We start from the raw sequence: 20,591 nt of genomic DNA on the forward strand, positions 1-20,591 counted from the left end.
GCCACGCGATTAATCGCGTGGCTTTTAAAGTACGGGAGAAGGGACTCGAACCCCCAACCCTCGGTTCCGAAGACCGATGCTCTATCCATTGAGCTACTCCCGCTTGCATTTGCAGCAATTTAGTGATGATAACATTTTGCCATCGGGCCGCAACTACCGCATCGGACAGTTCTTAGGTAATGAAGGTTCACCTTGCGGCCCAATCACTGCGGTTTTGCGCACTACTCGCGAAATTGTTTCTTGTGGGGCATAATATTAGGGGCAGCCAGCTGCCCAGACACCTCATCGCTTCCCGAGCAGAAATCCACAAGTTTATGGCCTACATCACGTTGCGGATCATCGACGGTGCCGACCGGGGGGCGGTTTATGAGAGGCTCGAGACCCCTGTGTCCATCGGTCGCGAAGAAGGGAACACCCTTCAGCTCAAGGATGATCGTGTTAGCCGCTTCCATTTGAAAATTCAGGAAGATCACAACAAAATCGTCTTAACCGATCTGGAAAGCACCAACGGTACCCGTGTTAACGGCGAGGATATTCATCTCCGCATCCTCCGTCACGGCGACATGATCCAAGTCGGACGTTCGGTAATTATCTACGGCTCGGAATCGCAAATTGCCGTTCGCTTAGCCGCGCTGCGAAAACAACAGGAAGAAAAGGAAGGGAACCAGTCCGACGACGACCGCACCAACGGCCCAAACGATCACGAAGGAGAATCATCGCTCGAGTTCGAGTTGAACTGGAACGCTCAGCAAGACGATCTCCAGGCAGCCATCTATTCACTTCAACCACCGGAGCTGCCGGAACGCCTAAGCCCAGCTCAAGCCGCACAGCTTGCCGAGCTAATGGACTATGTGCACATCCGTATCCGGCATCTGCTAGTAAGCGTGGAAGTCAACGAACGAACAGAAAACGTCGTGCTGGAAATGCGCGAGTGGCAGAACCTGCTGGATCTACAATCGCGACTGGCCATGCTGCTTCGTAGTATCGGTGAACCGGAATAGGCGTGAACATTGAAATTCACCGCCTTTTGCTGTCGTTAGACTGCAAAGCGTAGCCAAGCTACGAGTTACAGCAATGCGTGCCCCTTTCGGTTTTCAATCCTCGTCAACCTGATAGAATCATTGGGTTGATGAGTCTTCTCGCTGCGTGCTTCTTAGCAGTCGCAGCCCAGTCCATGGAGCGGAGCCCGAATGAGCCAGTCGTTCGTCCATTTGCATTGTCATTCGCACTACAGTCTTTTGGACGGAGCGGGGCCCATTCCCAAGCTCGTGACTCGTGCCAAAGAGCACGGTATGAACGCTTTGGCTTTGACTGATCACGGAAACTTGCACGGGGCGTTGCAGTTCTACAACACCTGCAAGGCCAACGAAATTAACCCAATCATCGGGTACGAGGCCTACATTGCACCTGGTAGCCGCCTGGAAAAATCTGGCGGGATGCGAGGTTCGAACTATCACCTCACACTGCTGGCCCAAAACAAGACCGGTTTCAAAAACTTGGTGAAGCTGGCATCGGCCGCCTATCTGGAAGGGTTCTACTTTAAGCCGCGAATCGACAAGGAACTGCTCGAGAAATTCCACGAAGGGATCGTCTGCCTAAGTGGTTGCGTGAGTAGCGAGTTCTCGAAGATCGTGATGAATGGGACCAACACGGCGGAGGTCTTCAAAGAAGCCGAGGAAACGGCCGGCTGGTTCCACAAGTTGTTCGGCGATCGTTATTTCATCGAGATCATGAACAATGGTCTCGACATCCAGAAGATGCAGCTGGAAGGTGCTGTCGATATCGCCAAGAAGGTTGGGCTGCCCCTGGTCGCTACCAGCGATACGCACTATGTCGATCAGAGTGATGCTGAAGCTCAGGATATCTTGCTGTGTGTAAATACCGGTAAATTCCGCACCGATGCGTCGCGGATGAAGATGGAGAACGACCAGTTCTACCTGCGCAGTCCCGACGACATGTACGCCAGCTTCCCAGGGCTGGAAGATGCCTGCTCTCGTAGCCAAGAAATCGCCGACACGGTCGACATCGATTTGGACTTGGGCAAGCGTCACTTTCCGTCCTTCAAAATCCCGGGTGGCAAGACGGCCGACGACTATCTGCGCGAGCTTTGCATTCAAGGGCTTAAGGAACGCTATGAAGGCAACGAAGAAATGTTGCCTGGCGGCGAGTTAAGCGAAGTCGTGATGGCACGTTTAGATCGCGAACTGGGCGTGATCAGCAGGCTCGGATTTCCGAACTACTTCCTGATTGTGTGGGACTTCGTAGTCGAGGCCCGCAAGCAGAACATTCCCGCCACGGCTCGTGGTAGTGGCGTGGGCGCGATCGTGTGCTATGCCCTCTATATGAGCCACGTTTGTCCGATCAAGTACGACTTGCTTTTCGAGCGGTTTCTCGATGAAAACCGCCTGGAAGCCCCTGATATCGATATCGACTTCGACAAAGAACGTCGAGGAATGGTGATCAAGTACGTTAAGGACAAGTACGGCGAAGCAAACGTTGCCCAGATCGGAACGTTCGGAACACTTGCCGCCCGGGCAGCCATCAAAGACGTCGGTCGAGCGATGGGCCTGCCGCTGGACATGGTCAACGAAGTGACCGGTATGGTGCCGGATCAACTGGGGATCAAGCTCAAGGATGCGATTGAGCAAAGTGCCGAAATGCAGGCCGCGTATAACGCGAACCCAGACATCAAAGAGCTGCTCGATCTGGCAAAGAAGATTGAAGGGCTGGCACGAAACGTCGGTACGCACGCGGCCGCGGTGGTGATCGCGGACGAACCACTGACCGAGTACGTCCCCCTTTGCCGTGTTTCCGGCAAAGACGATATCATCACCCAGTGGTCGATGAATGACGTCGAGGAAGCCGGCCTGTTGAAGATGGACTTCCTGGGCCTGCGCAACTTGACGATCCTGCGCAACGCGGTCGATCTGATCAAGAAGGTTCGCGACGAAGACATCGATATCCTGCGTCTTCCCCTAGAAGACAAGGCGACCTTCGAACTCCTTAGGCGAGGCGAAACGAAGGGTGTCTTTCAGCTGGAAAGTGGCGGTATTCGCGACCTCTTGAAACGCATGAAGCCGGACAGCTTCCTCGATATCATCGCTACCAATGCTCTGTACCGGCCGGGGCCTCTCGAAGGCGGGATGGTCGACGACTATATCGAAGTGAAGCTCGGTCGAAAGGAAGCGACCTACAAGCATCAAGTGCTTAAGGACGTGCTGGAAGAGACCAACGGCGTGATGGTCTATCAGGAACAGGTGATGCGGATCCTGAACCGCCTGGGTGGTATTCCGCTGGCCAAAGCGTACACCTGTATTAAGGCGATCAGTAAGAAGAAAGAATCGATCATCCAGGCCAATCGCGAGCAGTTCCTGGAAGGTGCTCAAGAGAAAGGTCTCACCAAGCAAGAAGCCCAAGACTTCTGGGATATGATCGTCAAGTTCGCCGGATATGGCTTCAATAAGAGCCACTCGACCGCCTACGCGCTGGTGGCCTATCAAACGGCCTATCTGAAAGCGCACTATCCCATCGAATTCATGGCCGCATTGCTTTCCGGTGATATCAGTGGTCGTAACTTCAAGACGAAGGATGCCCTGGTCGAGCACATGGAGGACGCCGAGCGGATGACCATCGAAGTTGCTCCGCCCGACGTGAACCGTTCCGACGAAGAATTCACGGTAAAAGACGGTATCATCGTTTTCGCCCTGAGCGCCATCAAAGGTTGCGGTGGCGGCGCTGCCGAAGCGATCGTTGCGGCTCGCGAGAAGGATGGTCCTTTCACGGACATCTTCGATTTCTGCGAACGTGTTGATCCTTCGCAGTGTAGCAAAGCGGCCATCGAAACTTTAATCAAGGCCGGGGCATTCGATCGTCTCGGGGGACACCGGGCGCAATACGTTACCGCGTTAGACAAAGCCATCCAATCGGGAGCCTCGGCAATCGCCGATAAGAAGGCAGGACAAAAGAATCTCTTTGCTGCTGTCGAAGACCCCGCAGACGTCGCCAAGTCCGTCGTGCTGCCTGAAGTAGATCGTTGGCCAGACAAAGAAACACTTGTCTACGAGAAAGAATGTCTTGGATTTTATTGGTCGAGCCACCCCCTGGCAGAATACAAGCGCAAATTCGAGATGTGCTGCAGCCATAGCACCTCGAATATCGCAGCCATCAAAGACAAGACTGAAGTCACCATGGGCGGTATGGTCGGTTCGATCAAACTCGCGCACACCCGTAAGGCTCGAGCAGGCAGCACCCACACCAAGTACGCCAACTTCGACCTAGAAGACGTCGACGGCGGCATCCGCTGCATCCTGTGGCCTGAAGACTATGCCAAAGTTGCCGAAACCCTGAGACCAGATGGCGTCTACATCATTTCCGGTCGCGTCGATCGACGAGGTGGCGACGACGAAGCCAACCTGATCGTCAACGAATTGATACCGATCGAGGAAGTCGAAACTCGCTACGCTCGCGGCGTGATGGTACGCGTGGACGAACAAGTTCACGGGGAAGAAAAACTGCAAACGCTTGTCGAAATCGTGCGTGGTTATCCTGGTAATTGCGAACTTAAGCTTCTGCTGGTGCTGCAAGATGGTCGTCAGGTTGCCCTGAAAAGCCAGAAAGGGGTCGACCTTTCACCGGAAATGCGTACCCGCGTCGATGAACTTCTGGGAGAAGGAAACTTCGAGCTGCTTCTTCGACGCCCTTCTTCTGGAGGGGTCCGAAACTCGGCCTAGTGACTTGTAACTAGTTGCATGCCCTATACTTAGACCGATTCTTCCGGTTATTCGGAGAGCATTGGACCACATGGCCAACGATTCGCCCCTCTTTTCGCGAATTGCTTGCCTTTCCTATTCCCTCAAATTAAGATCACTGATAACCCTTGCCTCATTGTTCAAGGGAATCAGGGACAGTATGCCTACGGTATGCAATAATTACTTGAGGCCTCCCAGGACGTTTCGTCCAACCCTTCACCTTCTCGAGCTTTACTGAATCCAGGGATCTGCTATGGACTTGCGACTTACGAAGCTATTGTCATTGCTCTCGGTCGCCATTTTATTGTGCTGTGGTTCAAGCGCGATGGCACAAACGACGGAAGAAGAGAACCCGATCGCGGCGGGTATCTATGTCGACGCCCAGGGCACGCTCAAAATGCGTCGTGCCAGCGATCCGACCGGGATGCTCATGAAGCAGCGAATTCGCCAAGCGGCATCGGTGCTGCCACCCGAGTTGAATCGTCCCAGCAAACTGCGGAAGGTTTCGCTCAATCGTCTTGAAAAAGCGGTTGCTGAAGCAGTCGCCAAGGGAGGCGGTATCCCGGACGACATGAAGAACCTGGCTGGATTGAACGAGATCAAATACGTCTTCTACTATCCAGAAACAAAAGACATCGTTCTCGCCGGTACTGCCGAAGGCTACGTTAAGGACCTCAACGGCGTCAATATTGGTACCTACACCGGCAAGGCTACCCTTCAACTTGATGACCTGATTGTTGCTTTGCGAGCGTTTGGTCCGTTTAGTGACGGTCCGAACAACGTGGGTGTCTCGATCGATCCAACTCAGGAAGGCCTTAAAAACCTGAGCCAGGTGATTGCCTCGATCCCTCAAACGAGCGTTCGCCCAGGCGATACCCGCAACATTGTCACGGCGATGAAAAACGCTCTGGGCAATCAGATCGTTTCGGTTCGCGGCATCTCGCCCAACACACATTTCGCACGTGTGATGGTTGAAGCGGACTACCGTATGAAGTTGATCGGTATCGGCCTGGAACAACCGTCGGTCAACATTCCTAGCTATGTCGAAAAAGCTCGCCCCGGCTCGATCGCTTCCAACGCCATGCAGCGTTGGTATTTCGTTCCGAACTACGACTGCGTCAAGGTTTCCGACGATGGGCTAGCGATGGAACTCCAAGGCGAAGGCGTGAAACTGATTGGTGCCAGCGAAATGGTCACCATGCAAGGCGGTCGTCAACAAACCAACGCGGTCGATCGTGCCAGCTTCATGTTCACCAACACATTCACCAAGAAGTACGGTGAACTTGCAGAGCGAGAGGCCGTTTATGGCCAGCTTCGCGACTTGATCGACATGCTGATCGCTGCGGCTTACATCCAAGAACAAGACTACTACAACCAGAGTGGCTTCGACTTGGGCGTGTTCGCTGAGGAAGACGCTTACCCAATCGAAACGATGTCCGCTCCCGAGACCGTTGAAACGGCCGTGAACGCCATCTGGAAGGGCAATCGCCTGCTGACTCCAATCGGCGGTGGTGTTGAAATCAACGCCAAGCAAGCCCTAACGCCAGACAATGTTCAAAAGGACGAAGAAGGAGAATTGGCAGAAACCCAGAAGGGTATCTCGCTCCAGAACCTGGCCGCTGGACAATGGTGGTGGGACTAAGCTTCCGTCAACCATCGATATCACTCACAGAACGCCGAATCGAATGATTCGGCGTTCTGCATTTCTTGAATGTTTCCGAGGTGGTCATCCGCCGGAATTCAGCTTGTAAGACGGCTTGGCCTCGGTCGTCTCGCCCCGGTTATCGGTGGGGCGTGATAGACCTATAATAGACAACGATCATCACAACTCACCGCGAAACGAAAAAGGGAAATCCGATGAAAGTTGCCACCATCGAAACCAACAAGGGCACCATCAAGCTGGAACTGTTCGAAGACAAGGTGCCTAAGACGGTCGGCAACTTCGAAAAGCTGGCCAGCGAAGGCTTCTACGATGGCCTGAAGTTTCACCGCGTGATCGAAGACTTCATGGTCCAAACCGGTTGTCCTCAAGGCACCGGCACCGGCGGCCCTGGCTACAAATTCGAAGATGAATTCCACCCTGACCTCAAGCACGATGGTCCTGGCGTCCTGTCGATGGCCAATGCTGGCCCGAACACCAACGGGTCGCAATTCTTCATCACGCATGTGGAAACCGCATGGCTCGACGGTAAGCACTCAGTCTTTGGCAAAGTGACCGAAGGTCAGGATATCGTCAACTCGCTCGAACAAGGCGACAAGATGGAAAAGGTAACCGTCAGCGAAGGTTAGTTTGCTGACATTACCCTACAATCAAGAGAGCGGTCTTCCCAGTACGAAGGCCGCTTTTTCATTGCGCCAATTACTTCTCTGGCTGAGGCTGAACCCGATCGACGACCACAACACGAACATCGCACACATTGGTATGGGTGGGTCCGGTCATCACTAAACGACGCAGTGGCGCGAAGAAATGGTAGGCGTCGTTCTTCAGAAGGTAGTCTTCAGGCTTTAGACCGCTGGACATCATCTCAGCTATCGCTTCGGCATCCATCCACGCACCCGCAGCATCCGTAGGACCATCTTCGCCATCGGTGCCACCGCTGAGAATTGCGATTCCATCGAGCGCGCCATCTCCTCGCTGTTGTCTTGCTTCAAGCGTCGCGGCCAACACCAACTGTTGATTTCTTCCACCAAAGCCTCGCTGCGACGGGTCGACGAGCTTCACAACTGGTTCACCCCCAGTAATCAAGCAATCAGGGCCGGTTTCGTTTTGCATCTTCATGGCCATTCGCATCAAGTGCTGCCCGACCTGTTCAGCCTCGCCTTCCATATTGGTTACGCAGTGCATGACGTGCGAGTACCCACGCTTCTCAGCTTCGATACCGGCAGCATCCACCGCCACGGCGTTGTTGCCGATGATCCAGTTAGAAACACCACACGATGTACGCGAGTCGTTCCTAGGATGATGCTTTGCCTGCTCTTCCAGCACGCGAACAACGTTAGCGAACTTCTCGATCTGCGGCACACCAAATTTCTTCAGCACTTCCAACGCGTCCGCTGCTGTGGTCGTATTAGGAACGGTTGGCCCGGAAGCAATCACATCCAAAGGATCACCTAGCACATCCGAGATGATCAGACTAACCAGATTGCCGGCCTTACAATGCATGGCCAAGCCGTGCCCTTTGATGCGGCTTAGCTGCTTGCGCACCGTGTTGAGCTGCTCGATATTGGCTCCATTGCCACTGAGAAACTTCGTGATCTCCTGCTTTTCGCTCAAACTGATACCGTCGATCGGCGAAGGCAGGAGCGCTGACCCGCCGCCAGAGAGCAAGCAAATACACAAATCGTGAACTGTCATCGATTCGCACATTCGCAAGATCTGACGTGAGATCTCGACCCCTTCGGCCGTAGGCGAATTTTGCCCTGCCGGTCGGCCGGCTTTCAATTGAATATGCGAAAACTCTTGCACACAATCGGCCGGCACGCTCAAAATCCCCTGGACGTGCTTTTCGTTGAGTAACTTTTCCCCCAGGGCCTTCTGCAAGCCGATCGCCATGCCCGCGCCCGCCTTGCCGCCGCCAATGACGAAGATGCGTTTGATAGCCGAAAGATTGAACTGGGATTCACCTACGAAAAGCGTATCTTCCACCACTTCCACGGCGTCGTAAACGAGATCATCGCTCTTGACCGCATCCACACCGGCTTTCCAAATGGCTTGGACATCTTCGGCAAGTTGCTTCGGGGAACGTTTCATGAAGTGCTTCCTTAGAGTGAGTCACGGCTGGCCTAGTCGTATTGAACCAACGCTGGGTCATCGATCCCCGCGCAGGCACAACTCCGCTAAGCAATCCGCACAATATCGGTCCACTGCTGTTTCTGTTCTACCAGAATCTGCCCCAAGGGGTTGTCTTCGTCGGCGCAACAAACCAAGCCAACGAGATACCCGCTGCCCTGGTGATCAAACCGTCCGGCAACTGCTGACCAAGGGCTTCCCTCACCATGTTCACCTGGCAGATTGGCTTGGGCAAAGAAGCGTTGACTGAATCCCCGCGTGCTCATTTGGCCCGGCCAACGATAGACATCAGGCCGATGGGCCCGAACGACGGCCATCATTTGAGGGAGGAAGTTTTCCATCATCGATCGCAGCGTTTCCTCGCTCATTTGATCGTGCCCACGTCCAGCCGGTGCCACGACGATTGCCACGATCCTTACCGGCACGTTATAGATTCGAACTTCGGGCCCCAGTAGCGACTTCGGACCCGAGGCAACCTTTGGGTCGATGGCGATCTCTACCGGAGCGACCTCAGGCGGTTCATACTTCTTCGGCAAGATATAGAAATAAACGACGATCCCTACAATGATCAGTCCGAGAATCAGTCCGCCTAACAGCGGCAAAGGGATTGGAAGTTCACCAAAGTAGGCCAGCACGGTCACATATTCACTCATCGCGGTGGGAAGAATCGGAACACCTTGATCGTAGCGAATCGGCAGCAGCAATCGCAACCGCAGAGATAATTTCGTCCGTATGATGTCTTACGGTTGGTAGCTCTGAAAGCGATCGTCCGCTTCAGCATCAAATCCGGGGGCGATCTCCGGCCCACGCGTCGCCTCATAGATTGAGACAGTCACGTCATCGAGAAACACTTGACCAACATCTGCCATCTCGACCGTCAGATTCAACGTATCGGAATCACCGGTAGCCCGCATCAAGCTGAATTCCGTCCACTCGGCCGCCTCGGTCATGTGAATGCCCAGTTCGCGACCGCCGAGCGTATCGTGGATGAGGACCCCGCCGGTCTCGGACGACAATCGCTGCGGAATACGGATCCACCCGCGAATAATTACAAGTCGGTCCGGTGGAACTTGTACCGTAGCACTGCGAACCGATATGGGTGCTTGTTCCGGTCTCGCATACAACCCTTGCGTGTCCGGCGAAACGCGGAGCGAGAGTGCATAGTTCCCCCCATGAGGCTGTTGGGGAGATAACTCGACGGCCGACTCAAACCCCGGTTGTGGCGAGCGAACCTGAATCCATCCACTTGAAAGCAGGAAGGTAAGGTCTTCCATATCCCCAGCTGGCAACGTATTTGTTCCCGGCCGAAGATAGTTCAGGTTGCCTTGCAAGCGCGAAGCGAACGGCACCAGGTCGTGCGAGATCAACGTAGGATTGGTGAGCGGAAACTTATACTGCGATGCCCACTGAGTCCACTGTTGCCGCTGAACGGTCGCTACTTTGCGCTCGGCCTGGGTCACATAACGATAAGCCGTTTGCAGATTGTACTCTTCATACAGAGTGCGAGCCTGGCGGATATCGGCCCACGCCGAATCAATGTTACGACGAATCGCTGGTGACTCGGCGGGAGACTCCAATGCCGCTTGCACGCTACGGGCCAACTCGAACTCGTGGTTCACGGCCTCCATCCTTAGTCGGACGATCTCGGTGCGATGCCGTTCACTACGTTCCCGCATGTTGCGTATCACGCGCGGATCCTGTGTCAGAAACACGAGCGAGACATGTTCGCTGGCGTCCAGCTGAATCTTCATGTCTCCTAATCCTCGGCTATGATTGACCGAGTGGATACCGCTGTCACCGATTCGATAGGCTTCGGATGCCATCGGCACGCCTCGCACGCGGACATCCACGGGGCGATCTGGCAAGGGATCGACCACAAACTGATCGTCCGGTCCGGTTCGTACAGCAATCAACAGAATAGCCGTATCGGTAGCCAGCATCGAAACATGCACGTTCGGATCACTGGAAATCGCCCCATTCCGTGGGCTACCTTGAGCGATCCAGGGGTAAATCAGTTCCATGCGGCGGTTGATGATATCGAGCGCTGTCCTTCTGGCAAAATCAACCGGGTGATCTTCATTGAGCGGCGAGTTACTTTCAAACACAATCCCTCGAACACCGTTAGCAATCGCTAGAAACGTGGCCTTTTCCAACTGATACGGTTGGAAGCCCATCGGCACACTCGCCTCTTGTGCAAGGAATGAAACTTGTCGCTGTGTGGCAGGACTGAACTGCGTTGGTATCACCGCCCAGCGGGTTGCACTGGGTGATGCAAACAGCCCCCACGACTGCGTCCACTTGGCATAGTCGGTCAACGACTGCGATGTTCCAAGAGGAGAGCGACGGGTCGCGATGATCTCGCTGTGCTGGCTATAGTCGTGCACTCGATTCGGAGCGATGGCCAATACAGGACGAGGTTTCTGTCCGTCGAGAAGTCGTAAATCTGCAGCGCGGATGGCAAAGTCTGAAAAGGCATCGTCACCTGATGGGATAGGCAGTTCCCACGCTAAAACCGCAGACTGGTCGGCGGGACTGCGAGTCTCTGGGGGCGAACTGACGCTCCACATATTGTAGCGCAATAACTCTTGTTGCAGTTGCGGCGACGGGGCACGACTCGTTCGGATCGCATTGAAGCCAAGGCCTCGCAGTAGCGACAAGGGTTCGCCGTTATAATCGATAATGCGTGGGACTGCTGCGTGATCGTTTAACTCGATAACCTGACCGTTAGAGGCCGATTCGCTTCGGGGTGGCGCCAACTGCACATTCGCGCCGGTGGTACCGGGAACACCTCCCATGCCGCGGAGTCCGCCTGGGTTGGTCACCCTTTGAGTAACCGTATTGGCCTTTTGAACGTTCAGCAAACCTTCCCCGTTCAGGTCATCGATCTGAACGCGAACGATCCCCGTACCGGTGTATAGATTTAGTAGGACCATGTCGACGTACGCTTCACGCGGATCGAACTGGGCTCCATGTTCGCTCCGTAACGCTGTCACTTGACCGCTGACCTGTTCGTCGATATTGCGGATACCGATCTGGTTCCATTGGTCAGGCTGTCCCGATCGATCCCCTAGAATGCGCGTTGTGATCGGCTGCCCGGTGCGGGGATCGCGACTTCGCGGAAAAACAACTTGAACAGCAAACTGAATTCCTGGTCGATCTGATTTAACCCATATCGAGAACGAAAGATCTGGGACAACGCGGGCCGGCTTGATGCGTTGGCCGTAGTAGGCATACGAGCCCTGCGAAAAGCGCAGGGCAATCAATTCGCTGCTGGCTCCGAGATGCGAGTTGCCAGCGATCCGCTTATGATCGAGCCGGCTTGCCGGAGCATCACCCTCTAGTGGTTGCCAGGTAGGCGTCGCCGATTCAAAGTCTTCGATCACTGCCGCCAGCGCGCAGCAAGGAAGACTCGTGATACCTAAAAGCAACACGAGCCGCAAATGGAAGAAAAACCAGGATTGTTGGGTGGGCGTTTTCACGCCGAGTGTTTCCTTACTACAACGTGATGTTTCGTTGGTCGTAAGTCGTGCTTGTACTTAGATTTAGAAATCATTTCCAGATCAATCATGTGGCAAAAAAACCACATGTCGGGATGCTTCCACATTTTATGGATTTCCGTAAGATGTTTGCTAAGTGCGACTTAAGTCGTTTAGCATGAATGCATGCACGTTCGTGGCACGAGTGCTGCAAATAATCGTGTCAGAAGCGAACAACCCAATTGCGGAGAAACCACATGAGCCACGCCAACCAACGAGTCGACGACCAATCTGCCGCCCAAGAAGAACTGCCCAAGGATTTGGTCGAGTTGGCCATCATGATCGCTAAACTGCCGGAAACGCACCGACAAGAGTTGGAACCGGCCGTGAATAAGGTGATCGAAAACAGCCGACGTCGACGTCGCATTTACACGTTGGTTCAAGAAGCACTGAGTCAACTGCGGCTGGACATGAAGTACTTAATGTTCGACCTGGAAGCGACTCGACGCGAACGCGATCAATACAAAGCCGACTCCAACGGCGGGAGCGACGACAACCCAGGCGAATTTTAAGCCTACGGTGATCTAACTCGGCTATTGCATAAACGCGTGGCGACACATACCCCGGCGGGAGCAAAGTGTTGCCACGCGTTTTTTGCTGCCATCTCTGAAATGTCTATCGGCAATATTTCTACTTAGACGAAAGCTCGAAGTTAGCTACGTTTTCTCCGTCTTCGGTGACGGTGAATTCCAGTTCACTTCGCGAATTGTATTTCGCCGGTATCGACTCCGGGATTGCTGGAACGGGCTCGCCTTCCATGGTTTCTGATGGCCCTTGGGCAGTTGTGATTTGAACACGATTGTGCCCGATCCGTGCTCCCTTCTGGTGGCCGGTGTAATTTAACTCGTAGCGGCCGCTCTCATCGGTAAGTGCCCCCGAGGGTCGTCCTTGGCCGGAAACAAATAGTACCGTCGCATTGGGCAACGGCTTGCCTTCCATTGTTACGGTACCGGTAACCCGGACGACGCCGGGGTCGCCTCCGCCTCTGCAGCCGACGAAAGAAATCAACGAAGTAGCTAAGACTACCGAAAGCAGCCATTGTTTCGAAATGCGCATCCCATGCCATCCTTATGACGCAAAATGAATTGAAAGACGGGGTTCTAGCAACAGCCTCGGCTAATTAATTTCGCTAAGAACCAAGCCGTCTGAAATCGAAAACATTCGCTGATACGCACCGTAACTGACACCATTGTTGTCTACGTCGTAAGGATTGCCGCTGTTCCAGACAGTCGCAGTATGCTGAATCGTTTCACTGACAAACCGTACCGATCCATCGACAAAGCAGAACTGCGCTCCGCCAGGATGCATGCTGCCGGCTGTACGGTGCGGCTGGGGATTACCATCTGGCTGAGTCCAATTCATCGCCCAGCGACCATTGATCAAGACGGCATTGGTTGCCCCTTGGGCATAGTCGACGATGTCTTTGCCACAATAGATTCGCGATCGGTTACGGCCATTGTTGTCCATGTCCCAACGTGTTTCGGCAATGATGATCGTGTTGGTTGTGCCATCGGTGATGTCGCGCATGCCGGCGACCAGCCCTCGGTTGGTGCGCCCAAAAACACCGTTGTAACGATCGCGATTAGCGTTCTGATTCATCGTGTGATTTGACCAGCCGTCGTAGGACGTACCCGCGCCCTGGTAGCTGCTGGTCGCAGAATCGGTAATTGCCCCATCGGTGCGGCGGTCTGGCTTGGTATCAGAGGGACAAGCGAAGATCTCCAGAGGCGTCTGACAGACCGTACGATTGTTGGTGATCGTATCCTCACCGGCTGGGTACCGAGGATCGAATTGATCTAACTGATTCCCTTGTTCAATGAACTCTAAAAGGCCCACAGCCCAGCCGAAACCGGTACCTCCCTTTTCGCTCATAGCGTCGCCGTCAAAGTGACCTTGATATTGGTGACCGATCGGAAAACTGTGGTGGATATCATGATAATTGTGCAGGGCTAATCCCAGGTTCTTCAAATTGTTACTGCAACTCATCCGCCGAGCTGCCTCACGGGCTTGTTGAACTGCTGGCAAAAGCAGGGCGATCAAGACACCAATAATGGCAATAACCACCAATAATTCGACTAATGTAAAACCAAGATGCCTGCCCGAAGGATGACCAGAAGTAGCGTGTAGGCGCATAGGAATCTCCTAGAAAAGAAAAGATCGCTGCCCATTGCGGTAGAAAAGGAAGCTGCGGGGATCGCAATTCACCATGAAACGTCAACAACGAATCAGACGTGAATAAGGACCTCCGTGACGCAACTTATAAAGCCACTTCTACCGCTCTGAAGAGTGGGCGTCAACTTCCATGTGGGGCAGGAATTTAATTTTTACTGTTTTCCATGCTTTTACCTTTATACGCTACGAGCATTTGCGCACTTCCCGGAAAACATAGGGGATTGAGGCAACTTCTGCCTAAACCGAGATGGGAATTTCACGTCACCGTCAGCCGATCTATCGCCTACTGAAACGTCCTTTGGATTCTCAGACTACATCATGTTCTGCTAGATGAAGAAGATAATTTGTTTCCATCTGACCTTCGTCCCGGTAAACTAGTGAATTGGCTGTTGGGACAACTATTTTCGTCCGGCAGTCCTACCTAGCAAAACATTTCCCCCCAAACGCTGAGGAGTTCCTTATGAAGTCGGTTCTGTCCGTCTTTGCTTCGGTGGCCCTGATGGCCGCGTTTTCCGTATCGGCCATGGCTGCCGAGAATGTCCTGAAGGGCGAAGTCAAAACGCTCGAAGGTAAGAAGGTCGACCTGTCCGAATACAAGGGCAAGGTACTGTTGATCGTGAATGTCGCCAGCAAGTGTGGTAAGACACCACAGTACGAACCGCTTCAAGCGTTGCATGCTCAGTATGGCGACCAGGGCTTTGCTGTCCTCGGTTTCCCTTGCAATCAGTTTGGCAATCAAGAGCCCGGCAGTGCTTCGGAAATTCGCGAGTTCTGCTCCGAAAACTACGACGTAACTTTCCCTATGTTCGAGAAGGTTGAAGTCAACGGCGAAGAGACCGCACCGCTTTTCACTAAGCTGAAAAGCTTTGATAGCGATCCTGGTGATGTGAAATGGAATTTCGAGAAGTTCCTGATCGGCAAGGATGGCGAAGTGGTCGCTCGGTTCCGTACCCGCGTCGAACCGGACGACAAGAAGGTGATTCAATCCATTGAAACGGAACTGAAGAAAGAAAGCTGAGCTTCGTCGGGTGTGAGTTTCACAGCGAATCGCATCCCAAAAGATCGAGTAATGAAAAGAAGTCGCTGGCTTAGGTCGGCGGCTTTTTTTCATTCCCGCCCACGGCGGCCAAGTTTGTGATAATAATAGGTACGTTCCCCCGCTTCATTCTCCCCCGCTGCAAGGCCGTACGTTTTGCCTGAATCAATTCTTCAACAGCAGTTGAAAAAGGAACAGCCATTCGAGTCACTCGAATTGGAAACCTTTCTTAACTTGCTTCGCACGCATAATATGATCGCGGCCTCTCCTGGTCGCTTGATGAAACGGCACGGTCTATCCAGCGCGCAGTACAACATCCTTAAGATTCTCGACTCACATCTCGGGGAAGGGGTGCCGTGCCTGGAAATCGTTCAGCAGATGGTAACCCGCGTCCCTGATATTACCCGCCTGGTCGATCGCCTGGCCGAGGCTGAACTTGTCGAGCGCAATCGCAGCGAGAGTGACCGCCGAGTCGTGATGATTACCATCACCCCCAAAGGACGCGAACTGGTAGAAACGATTCGCCTGCCGTTACTAGAAATTCATAAACAGAACCTCGGGCACATGACCGAAGGCGAGCTTTCGCAGCTGAATCGGCTGCTAGTGAAAGCCCGCATCCGAGCTGAAGCAACACCTTTGTGTGATGGGTCAGAATAAATAAAGCGAAGAGAATCAGGCGAACTAGGCAGCAAGTACAACAACCATGTGTGGCATTGCCGGGGCATTTTGGATCGATCCGCAGCACGAAGTAAGCGAGCAGGTGCTGCGCCGCATGACCGATTCGCTTGCTCATCGCGGCCCCGATGATTCTGGAATCTATCATCGCCTCCCACATGAACATGGCCCTTACGGAACCGTCCCTGGTGTGGGCCTTGGCCATCGCCGACTTTCGATCATCGACCTATCTGGCGGCCATCAACCCCTGGCCAATGAAGACGAGACCGTATGGACCGCGTTCAACGGCGAAATCTTTAATTTCCATTCGCTCAGAGCACGCCTGGAAGGGGCAGGGCATACCTTTCGCACGCACTGCGATACCGAGGTGATCGTTCACCTTTTCGAAGATGAAGGCATCGACGCGTTTTCGCACTTCAATGGCATGTTCGCCATCGCCGTCTGGGATCAACGCCACCGGCGAATCGTACTGGGCCGCGATCGACTTGGACAAAAGCCGCTCTATTACTGCGTGCATGGTGACCAGCTTCTCTTCGGAAGCGAACTCAAAGCAATCCTTCAGGTACCGGGGATCTCGCGCGAGATCGACCCCGGGGCGATCGATGCCTATCTCACCTATCAGTATGTTCCCCACCCACGAACGATCTTCCAAGGGATTCGTAAGCTGCCGCCTGGTTGCTACTTAACATTTGACGGCAAGAACCTGGAAGTGGCCAGCTACTGGAACCCAGATTTCAGCCGCGAAATTTCCATCAGCTTAGACGATGCCAAGGCGGAACTCATCCGGCTGTTCACTGATTCGGTCAAGCTTCGCCTGCAAGCGGATGTGCCGCTGGGGGCGTTTCTATCGGGCGGGGTCGATTCCTCATTGGTCGTTGCCACGATGAAACAACTCACCGATCAGCCGGTGAAAACGTTTTCGATTGGCTTCCCGCAAAAGGAATACGACGAGACCAGCTACGCTCGGCAGGTTGCAGAACATTTGGGAACCGAACACCACGAGTTCCAGGTAACGCCTGATGCGATTGAGATGCTGCCGAAACTGATTCATCACTACGACGAACCGTTCGCGGATAGTTCGGCCATTCCGACATGGTACGTCTCGCAAATGACACGCGAGCACGTAACTGTGGCGCTCAGCGGAGATGGTGGCGACGAACTCTTTGCCGGCTACGATCGCTACCGGGCCGTTCGTCTGGCGGCAGCAGTTGACATGTTTGGTCCGATTGGGCGTTTCGGATCTCGACTCGGCATGAAGTTTTTACCGGCCGGTGGGCCACAGAAGTCGAAGCTGCGTCGAGCGCGACGGTTCGCCGAAGCGATCGCAATGTCGCCTGGCCGACGATACCTGGACTGGATCAGTATTTTCAACGAAACGCGTCGGGGCGAATTATACGACGACGGTTTTGTCGAACAGCTTCCCGATACGGATCCTTACGCGTTTCTTTACTCCGCCTGGCAGCGCAGCGGTAAACGAGATGCACTGACTGCGGCTTCGCTGGCCGATCTAACGACCTATCTTCCGTGCGATCTCAATACCAAGGTTGATATCGCCTCGATGGCACACGCACTGGAATGCCGCCAGCCGTTTTTAGACTATCGCCTGGCCGAGTTCGCGATTCAATTGCCGTCGAAATGGAAATGGCGATTGGGTCGTGGAAAGTTTCTTTTAAAGCACGCATTCGGTGGCAAGTTGCCGGACGTTATTTGGAAACGGCGTAAAATGGGCTTTGGGGTGCCGCTTAACGCCTGGTTCCGAGGGCCGTTGAAAGAGCTTTTGCACGATACCCTGACCAGTGAAAAGGCGATCAGTCGCGGATATTTCCGCCAAGATGCTGTCGAGACGCTTCTGCGAGAACACGACGAGAACCAATTCGATCATAGTGCCCGGTTATGGGCGCTTCTGGTTCTAGAACTTTGGCACCGAGAGTGGGTCGATTCTTAGCGGTGGTTGCGTTGCGGTTCGTCAGCGACCCGAAACAGTTTCCGCTCCTGCACTGGGACATTTTTGGGACCGAGCGATACGGCGAACCAGCCTTCATGCAGGGCCAGTTGATTGACCTGGAACTCAGCCAAACGCGGATCGGCCTTCGCACCTTCGGGAAAGAGCGGGATCTCGTGCTTCTTCGATAGCACCTTCAAGAAGACCGCTCGCAGCGCGATTTGATCGCGGAACCCCAAGCGTTTCCCCTTTAAAAAGACGGTGCTTTCACGCACGATCTTGGTATCGTAATCGACGCTTGTCGGGCTATAGAGGGCCGATACCTCCAAGTCTTCCCAACGGTTGTCGTCGACCGTAAGCGCATCGATACGCAAGGTGAGCTGGGCCTGACCGTCTTTAAACTCGATACGAATCGGATCGAGTTCCGAGAATTTAAACGTGACTTCAGCAGGCAGTTCTTCGTCGATTTCACTTTGTACTACCGGGAATCGCGTGCTAACTTCCCTTAGGAATTCTTTCGGCGTCAGTTCACGCCCACCCAGGCGCAGTTGGCGGATCAAGTTATTCAGACCAGACTGATGCAACTGAGCACTAAGAACACTGTCGATGGGGCTGCTAGGTCGAGGCGTATGGGCAGCCAAATGCCGAGGGCCTGCGGCACGGAAACGTCCCGAGATACTTCGGCTAGATGTATTTAAATCGACGACCGAAGGATCAAGGCCAAGGCGAACTAGCGGTTGAACGGCATCGACATACAGTTTGTCTTGCCATTGTTGAACTTTGTCGTTGAGTTGTTCGTTTAACTGGGATTCGGCCTGACGGCGAACTTTACGTTCGACCTCCGCTTCTGCGGCATATTTCTTTTCTTCCGTTTGGCCTCGTGCGACGCTGCGAACGAGCGAACCAATCAACGGAATTCCATCGTAGTCGCTTTCCAAATTATCGACACTGGTGGTCGTGTCGGCTCGAGCAACCGCCGGAGAAACCCAAAACCCTTTCGGATTGACTACCACTTGTTTGGCCGCGTGGTATCGCGATCGCCCACGATTGAAGATCTTTACCGGGCCGCTATGACTGGTCGTTTGACTATCGACGTTGCCCAGTACTTCTAACTGAACACGCCACTGCTGATTGTCAGGTACAGGACGCACGTGCAATCGAGTCACACTACGACTACGGCCTAGCACACGTGCTCCGAGGATGAAGTCATCCACCGGCGCTTCATCCGGCTGAAGCTCCGGCATAAAGGCCTGCATAAACGGTTGGGTGACTTCAAACCGTGCGTTCGCATTGCGGTAGGTGTGGTCGATTAACTGGCCGAAATCGACGATAGGCTGCTGGGCATGATGCTGCAGGATGTCGGCTTCCATCGCTAGTTGCTTCGCGTCGGCGGCCGACTGCTCTTGTTCGTATCGTTCAACAGCTGCGAGTGTTTTCTCGGGATTGAAGTTGATTCCCAGCCATGGACGCAGCGAATTGGCCAAGCTTACAAAGGGTGCCTGACCGAGAAGCTGCTGCTGGGCTTCATCGAATTCACTCCCTTCCAGTCTGGCCAGAACCTGACTGGCAACTTCCTGCATTTGTTGAGCAGAAGCGTTCGATTCCATCGCGTGGCGGAGCTGTTTAAAACGCAGGTAGTCGCTCCAGCTGAGAAGCTGACCACCGTCACGCAGGATTGCTTCAGAATCATCGAGGTGCTGCTGCATGTTCCCCAGAGATGTGGGGGATGCACTCAACTGAATACCGCTGTGGATAATGTTGTGCGCCGCGTTCCACAGATCGATCCGCCGCAATAGGGCGTAGTAGGTCTGGGTAATGTCGGTCCGTTGCCATCCGAAGTCAAGGCTATCGACCATGGCGACTGCTTCGCTGGTGACTTCCGCCAAGTCTTTGAGGTGCTGCGAAGCAGCAGAGGTCCCGATGGTCGATTCTTCGCGTAGCTTCTGAAGCGTCGTGCGTAGGTCGTTCGCCCAGGTTTTTGTCTCTGGATACTCGTCTAAACGTTTGAGCATCGCATCGAGGTGTGGTGTTTTAGGCCAGCGAAAGGTGACCGGTCGAGCGGCATCATCTGGTGGCAGAACCTTCGGCGGTTCGATGGATGGAAGCACATCGGCCGCACTTTCTGGCTCGTCTCCTACGCGGTATAGATTGTCACGGTTGCGCGTGTCTGGCCGGTATGCGACCAGCGGCATTCGCTCGAGGGACGGAAGCTGGCTGGCGACCGGCAATTCAATGGTAGGATCTCGCCATGGGCTGACTTCGACCGGGGGAAGCGTCTCGGTGGCTAGCGGAGCCATCAACGTTTCCGCTGGCGCGGTCAGCGGCTGCGTGATATCGTTGAAATCTGGTTCGTGCGGAGATTCAACCGGTAGAAGCATATCGCGGATCTTCTCGACCGCTTTGGGGAATTGCTGATGCAATTGCCGTAAGTCTGGCAGGCCAAATGCAGGTCCGGCAGATCGATCGGCTGCGACAGGATTTGCCTGTTTCGGTCGAACCTGCTCCAGCGGTTGGAATTGCTTCTTCGCCGGCGGTTCCAACTCCATCTCGAAAAGAGCCGAATCGTCGAACGCCGAACGCGATTCCGGCTCCGGTGGCGCAGCGAATAGAAATGACGCCTGACCGAAGATAGTCAGGTGCACCAGTACGAACCAAACGCGAGTTTGCAATTTGGTTACCATCCGCCTTGTGA

Annotated in this window: 14 protein-coding genes and 1 tRNA gene; 8 read left to right on the plus strand and 7 right to left on the minus strand. The window is 54.1% G+C overall.

Annotated features, from left to right (window positions below; all coding sequences use genetic code 11):
- Positions 1-30 precede the first annotated feature (30 nt).
- A tRNA-Arg gene (locus tag HOV93_RS09160) sits at positions 31-103 on the minus strand.
- Positions 104-314: 211 nt separating this feature from the next.
- On the opposite strand from HOV93_RS09160, the gene HOV93_RS09165 reads away from it, so the two are divergent.
- The 4 genes from HOV93_RS09165 (at position 315) to HOV93_RS09180 (ending at position 7,037) form a co-directional block, all read left to right on the plus strand.
- On the plus strand, positions 315-1,001 hold the full coding sequence (locus tag HOV93_RS09165) for an FHA domain-containing protein (protein ID WP_207396184.1): 687 nt from the start codon (positions 315-317) through the stop codon (positions 999-1,001).
- Between the two features lie 189 nt (positions 1,002-1,190).
- Positions 1,191-4,730, plus strand: a complete 3,540-nt coding sequence (gene dnaE, locus HOV93_RS09170; RefSeq protein WP_207396185.1) for a DNA polymerase III subunit alpha — start codon at positions 1,191-1,193, stop codon at positions 4,728-4,730.
- Positions 4,731-5,001: 271 nt separating this feature from the next.
- Entirely contained in the window at positions 5,002-6,390 is a 1,389-nt protein-coding gene (locus tag HOV93_RS09175; RefSeq protein WP_207396186.1) for a DUF1598 domain-containing protein, read from the plus strand.
- Between the two features lie 215 nt (positions 6,391-6,605).
- Entirely contained in the window at positions 6,606-7,037 is a 432-nt protein-coding gene (locus HOV93_RS09180; protein ID WP_207396187.1) for a peptidylprolyl isomerase, read from the plus strand.
- 70 nt (positions 7,038-7,107) lie between these two features.
- Here the strand turns inward: HOV93_RS09180 and HOV93_RS09185 are convergent, their stop codons facing one another.
- The 3 genes from HOV93_RS09185 to HOV93_RS09195 all read right to left on the minus strand — a co-directional run bounded on the left by HOV93_RS09185 (position 7,108) and on the right by HOV93_RS09195 (position 12,017).
- Positions 7,108-8,499 carry a glycerate kinase type-2 family protein gene (locus HOV93_RS09185; protein WP_207396188.1) on the minus strand — a complete coding sequence of 464 codons (1,392 nt, stop codon included), beginning with the start codon at positions 8,497-8,499 and terminating at the stop codon, positions 7,108-7,110.
- 86 nt (positions 8,500-8,585) lie between these two features.
- The gene (locus HOV93_RS09190) at positions 8,586-9,248 is read right to left on the minus strand and encodes a hypothetical protein (protein ID WP_207396189.1); all 663 of its coding nucleotides are present in this window, start codon (positions 9,246-9,248) and stop codon (positions 8,586-8,588) included.
- A gap of 30 nt (positions 9,249-9,278) precedes the next feature.
- Positions 9,279-12,017, minus strand: a complete 2,739-nt coding sequence (locus HOV93_RS09195; protein WP_207396190.1) for a hypothetical protein — start codon at positions 12,015-12,017, stop codon at positions 9,279-9,281.
- Positions 12,018-12,271: 254 nt separating this feature from the next.
- Between HOV93_RS09195 and HOV93_RS09200 the strand changes: the two genes are divergently transcribed.
- Entirely contained in the window at positions 12,272-12,586 is a 315-nt protein-coding gene (locus HOV93_RS09200; RefSeq protein WP_207396191.1) for a transcriptional regulator, read from the plus strand.
- 118 nt (positions 12,587-12,704) lie between these two features.
- Here the strand turns inward: HOV93_RS09200 and HOV93_RS09205 are convergent, their stop codons facing one another.
- Positions 12,705-13,130 carry a carboxypeptidase-like regulatory domain-containing protein gene (locus HOV93_RS09205; RefSeq protein ID WP_207396192.1) on the minus strand — a complete coding sequence of 142 codons (426 nt, stop codon included), beginning with the start codon at positions 13,128-13,130 and terminating at the stop codon, positions 12,705-12,707.
- A 60-nt stretch (positions 13,131-13,190) separates the two neighbouring features.
- Positions 13,191-14,207 carry a DUF1559 domain-containing protein gene (locus HOV93_RS09210; protein ID WP_207396193.1) on the minus strand — a complete coding sequence of 339 codons (1,017 nt, stop codon included), beginning with the start codon at positions 14,205-14,207 and terminating at the stop codon, positions 13,191-13,193.
- A gap of 499 nt (positions 14,208-14,706) precedes the next feature.
- Here HOV93_RS09210 and HOV93_RS09215 point away from each other — a divergent pair, with 499 nt between their 5' ends.
- The 3 genes from HOV93_RS09215 (at position 14,707) to asnB (ending at position 17,902) form a co-directional block, all read left to right on the plus strand.
- The gene (locus tag HOV93_RS09215; RefSeq protein ID WP_449243536.1) at positions 14,707-15,264 is read left to right on the plus strand and encodes a glutathione peroxidase; all 558 of its coding nucleotides are present in this window, start codon (positions 14,707-14,709) and stop codon (positions 15,262-15,264) included.
- Positions 15,265-15,438: 174 nt separating this feature from the next.
- Positions 15,439-15,939: a MarR family winged helix-turn-helix transcriptional regulator gene (locus HOV93_RS09220; RefSeq protein ID WP_207396194.1), complete on the plus strand. Its 501-nt coding sequence runs from the start codon at positions 15,439-15,441 to the stop codon at positions 15,937-15,939.
- 46 nt (positions 15,940-15,985) lie between these two features.
- A complete protein-coding gene (gene asnB, locus HOV93_RS09225; protein ID WP_207396195.1) occupies positions 15,986-17,902 on the plus strand; it encodes an asparagine synthase (glutamine-hydrolyzing) in 1,917 nt (638 codons plus the stop codon).
- Here asnB and HOV93_RS09230 read toward each other — a convergent pair.
- The gene (locus HOV93_RS09230; protein ID WP_207396196.1) at positions 17,899-20,580 is read right to left on the minus strand and encodes a hypothetical protein; all 2,682 of its coding nucleotides are present in this window, start codon (positions 20,578-20,580) and stop codon (positions 17,899-17,901) included. The two genes, asnB and HOV93_RS09230, sit on opposite strands and share 4 nt — an antisense overlap.
- Positions 20,581-20,591 lie beyond the last annotated feature (11 nt).

The organism is Bremerella alba, from assembly GCF_013618625.1.
In the GTDB taxonomy this organism is placed as follows: Bacteria; Planctomycetota; Planctomycetia; order Pirellulales; family Pirellulaceae; genus Bremerella; species Bremerella alba.

Bases quoted from the DNA above. Each gene is read 5' to 3' on its own strand.
- HOV93_RS09165 (WP_207396184.1), top strand. From the start codon at position 315: ATGGCCTACATCACGTTGCGGATCATCGACGGTGCCGACCGGGGGGCG.
- dnaE (WP_207396185.1), top strand. From the start codon at position 1,191: ATGAGCCAGTCGTTCGTCCATTTGCATTGTCATTCGCACTACAGTCTT.
- HOV93_RS09175 (WP_207396186.1), top strand. From the start codon at position 5,002: ATGGACTTGCGACTTACGAAGCTATTGTCATTGCTCTCGGTCGCCATT.
- HOV93_RS09180 (WP_207396187.1), top strand. From the start codon at position 6,606: ATGAAAGTTGCCACCATCGAAACCAACAAGGGCACCATCAAGCTGGAA.
- HOV93_RS09185 (WP_207396188.1), bottom strand. From the start codon at position 8,499: ATGAAACGTTCCCCGAAGCAACTTGCCGAAGATGTCCAAGCCATTTGG.
- HOV93_RS09200 (WP_207396191.1), top strand. From the start codon at position 12,272: ATGAGCCACGCCAACCAACGAGTCGACGACCAATCTGCCGCCCAAGAA.
- HOV93_RS09205 (WP_207396192.1), bottom strand. From the start codon at position 13,130: ATGCGCATTTCGAAACAATGGCTGCTTTCGGTAGTCTTAGCTACTTCG.
- HOV93_RS09210 (WP_207396193.1), bottom strand. From the start codon at position 14,207: ATGCGCCTACACGCTACTTCTGGTCATCCTTCGGGCAGGCATCTTGGT.
- HOV93_RS09215 (WP_449243536.1), top strand. From the start codon at position 14,707: ATGAAGTCGGTTCTGTCCGTCTTTGCTTCGGTGGCCCTGATGGCCGCG.
- asnB (WP_207396195.1), top strand. From the start codon at position 15,986: ATGTGTGGCATTGCCGGGGCATTTTGGATCGATCCGCAGCACGAAGTA.
- HOV93_RS09230 (WP_207396196.1), bottom strand. From the start codon at position 20,580: ATGGTAACCAAATTGCAAACTCGCGTTTGGTTCGTACTGGTGCACCTG.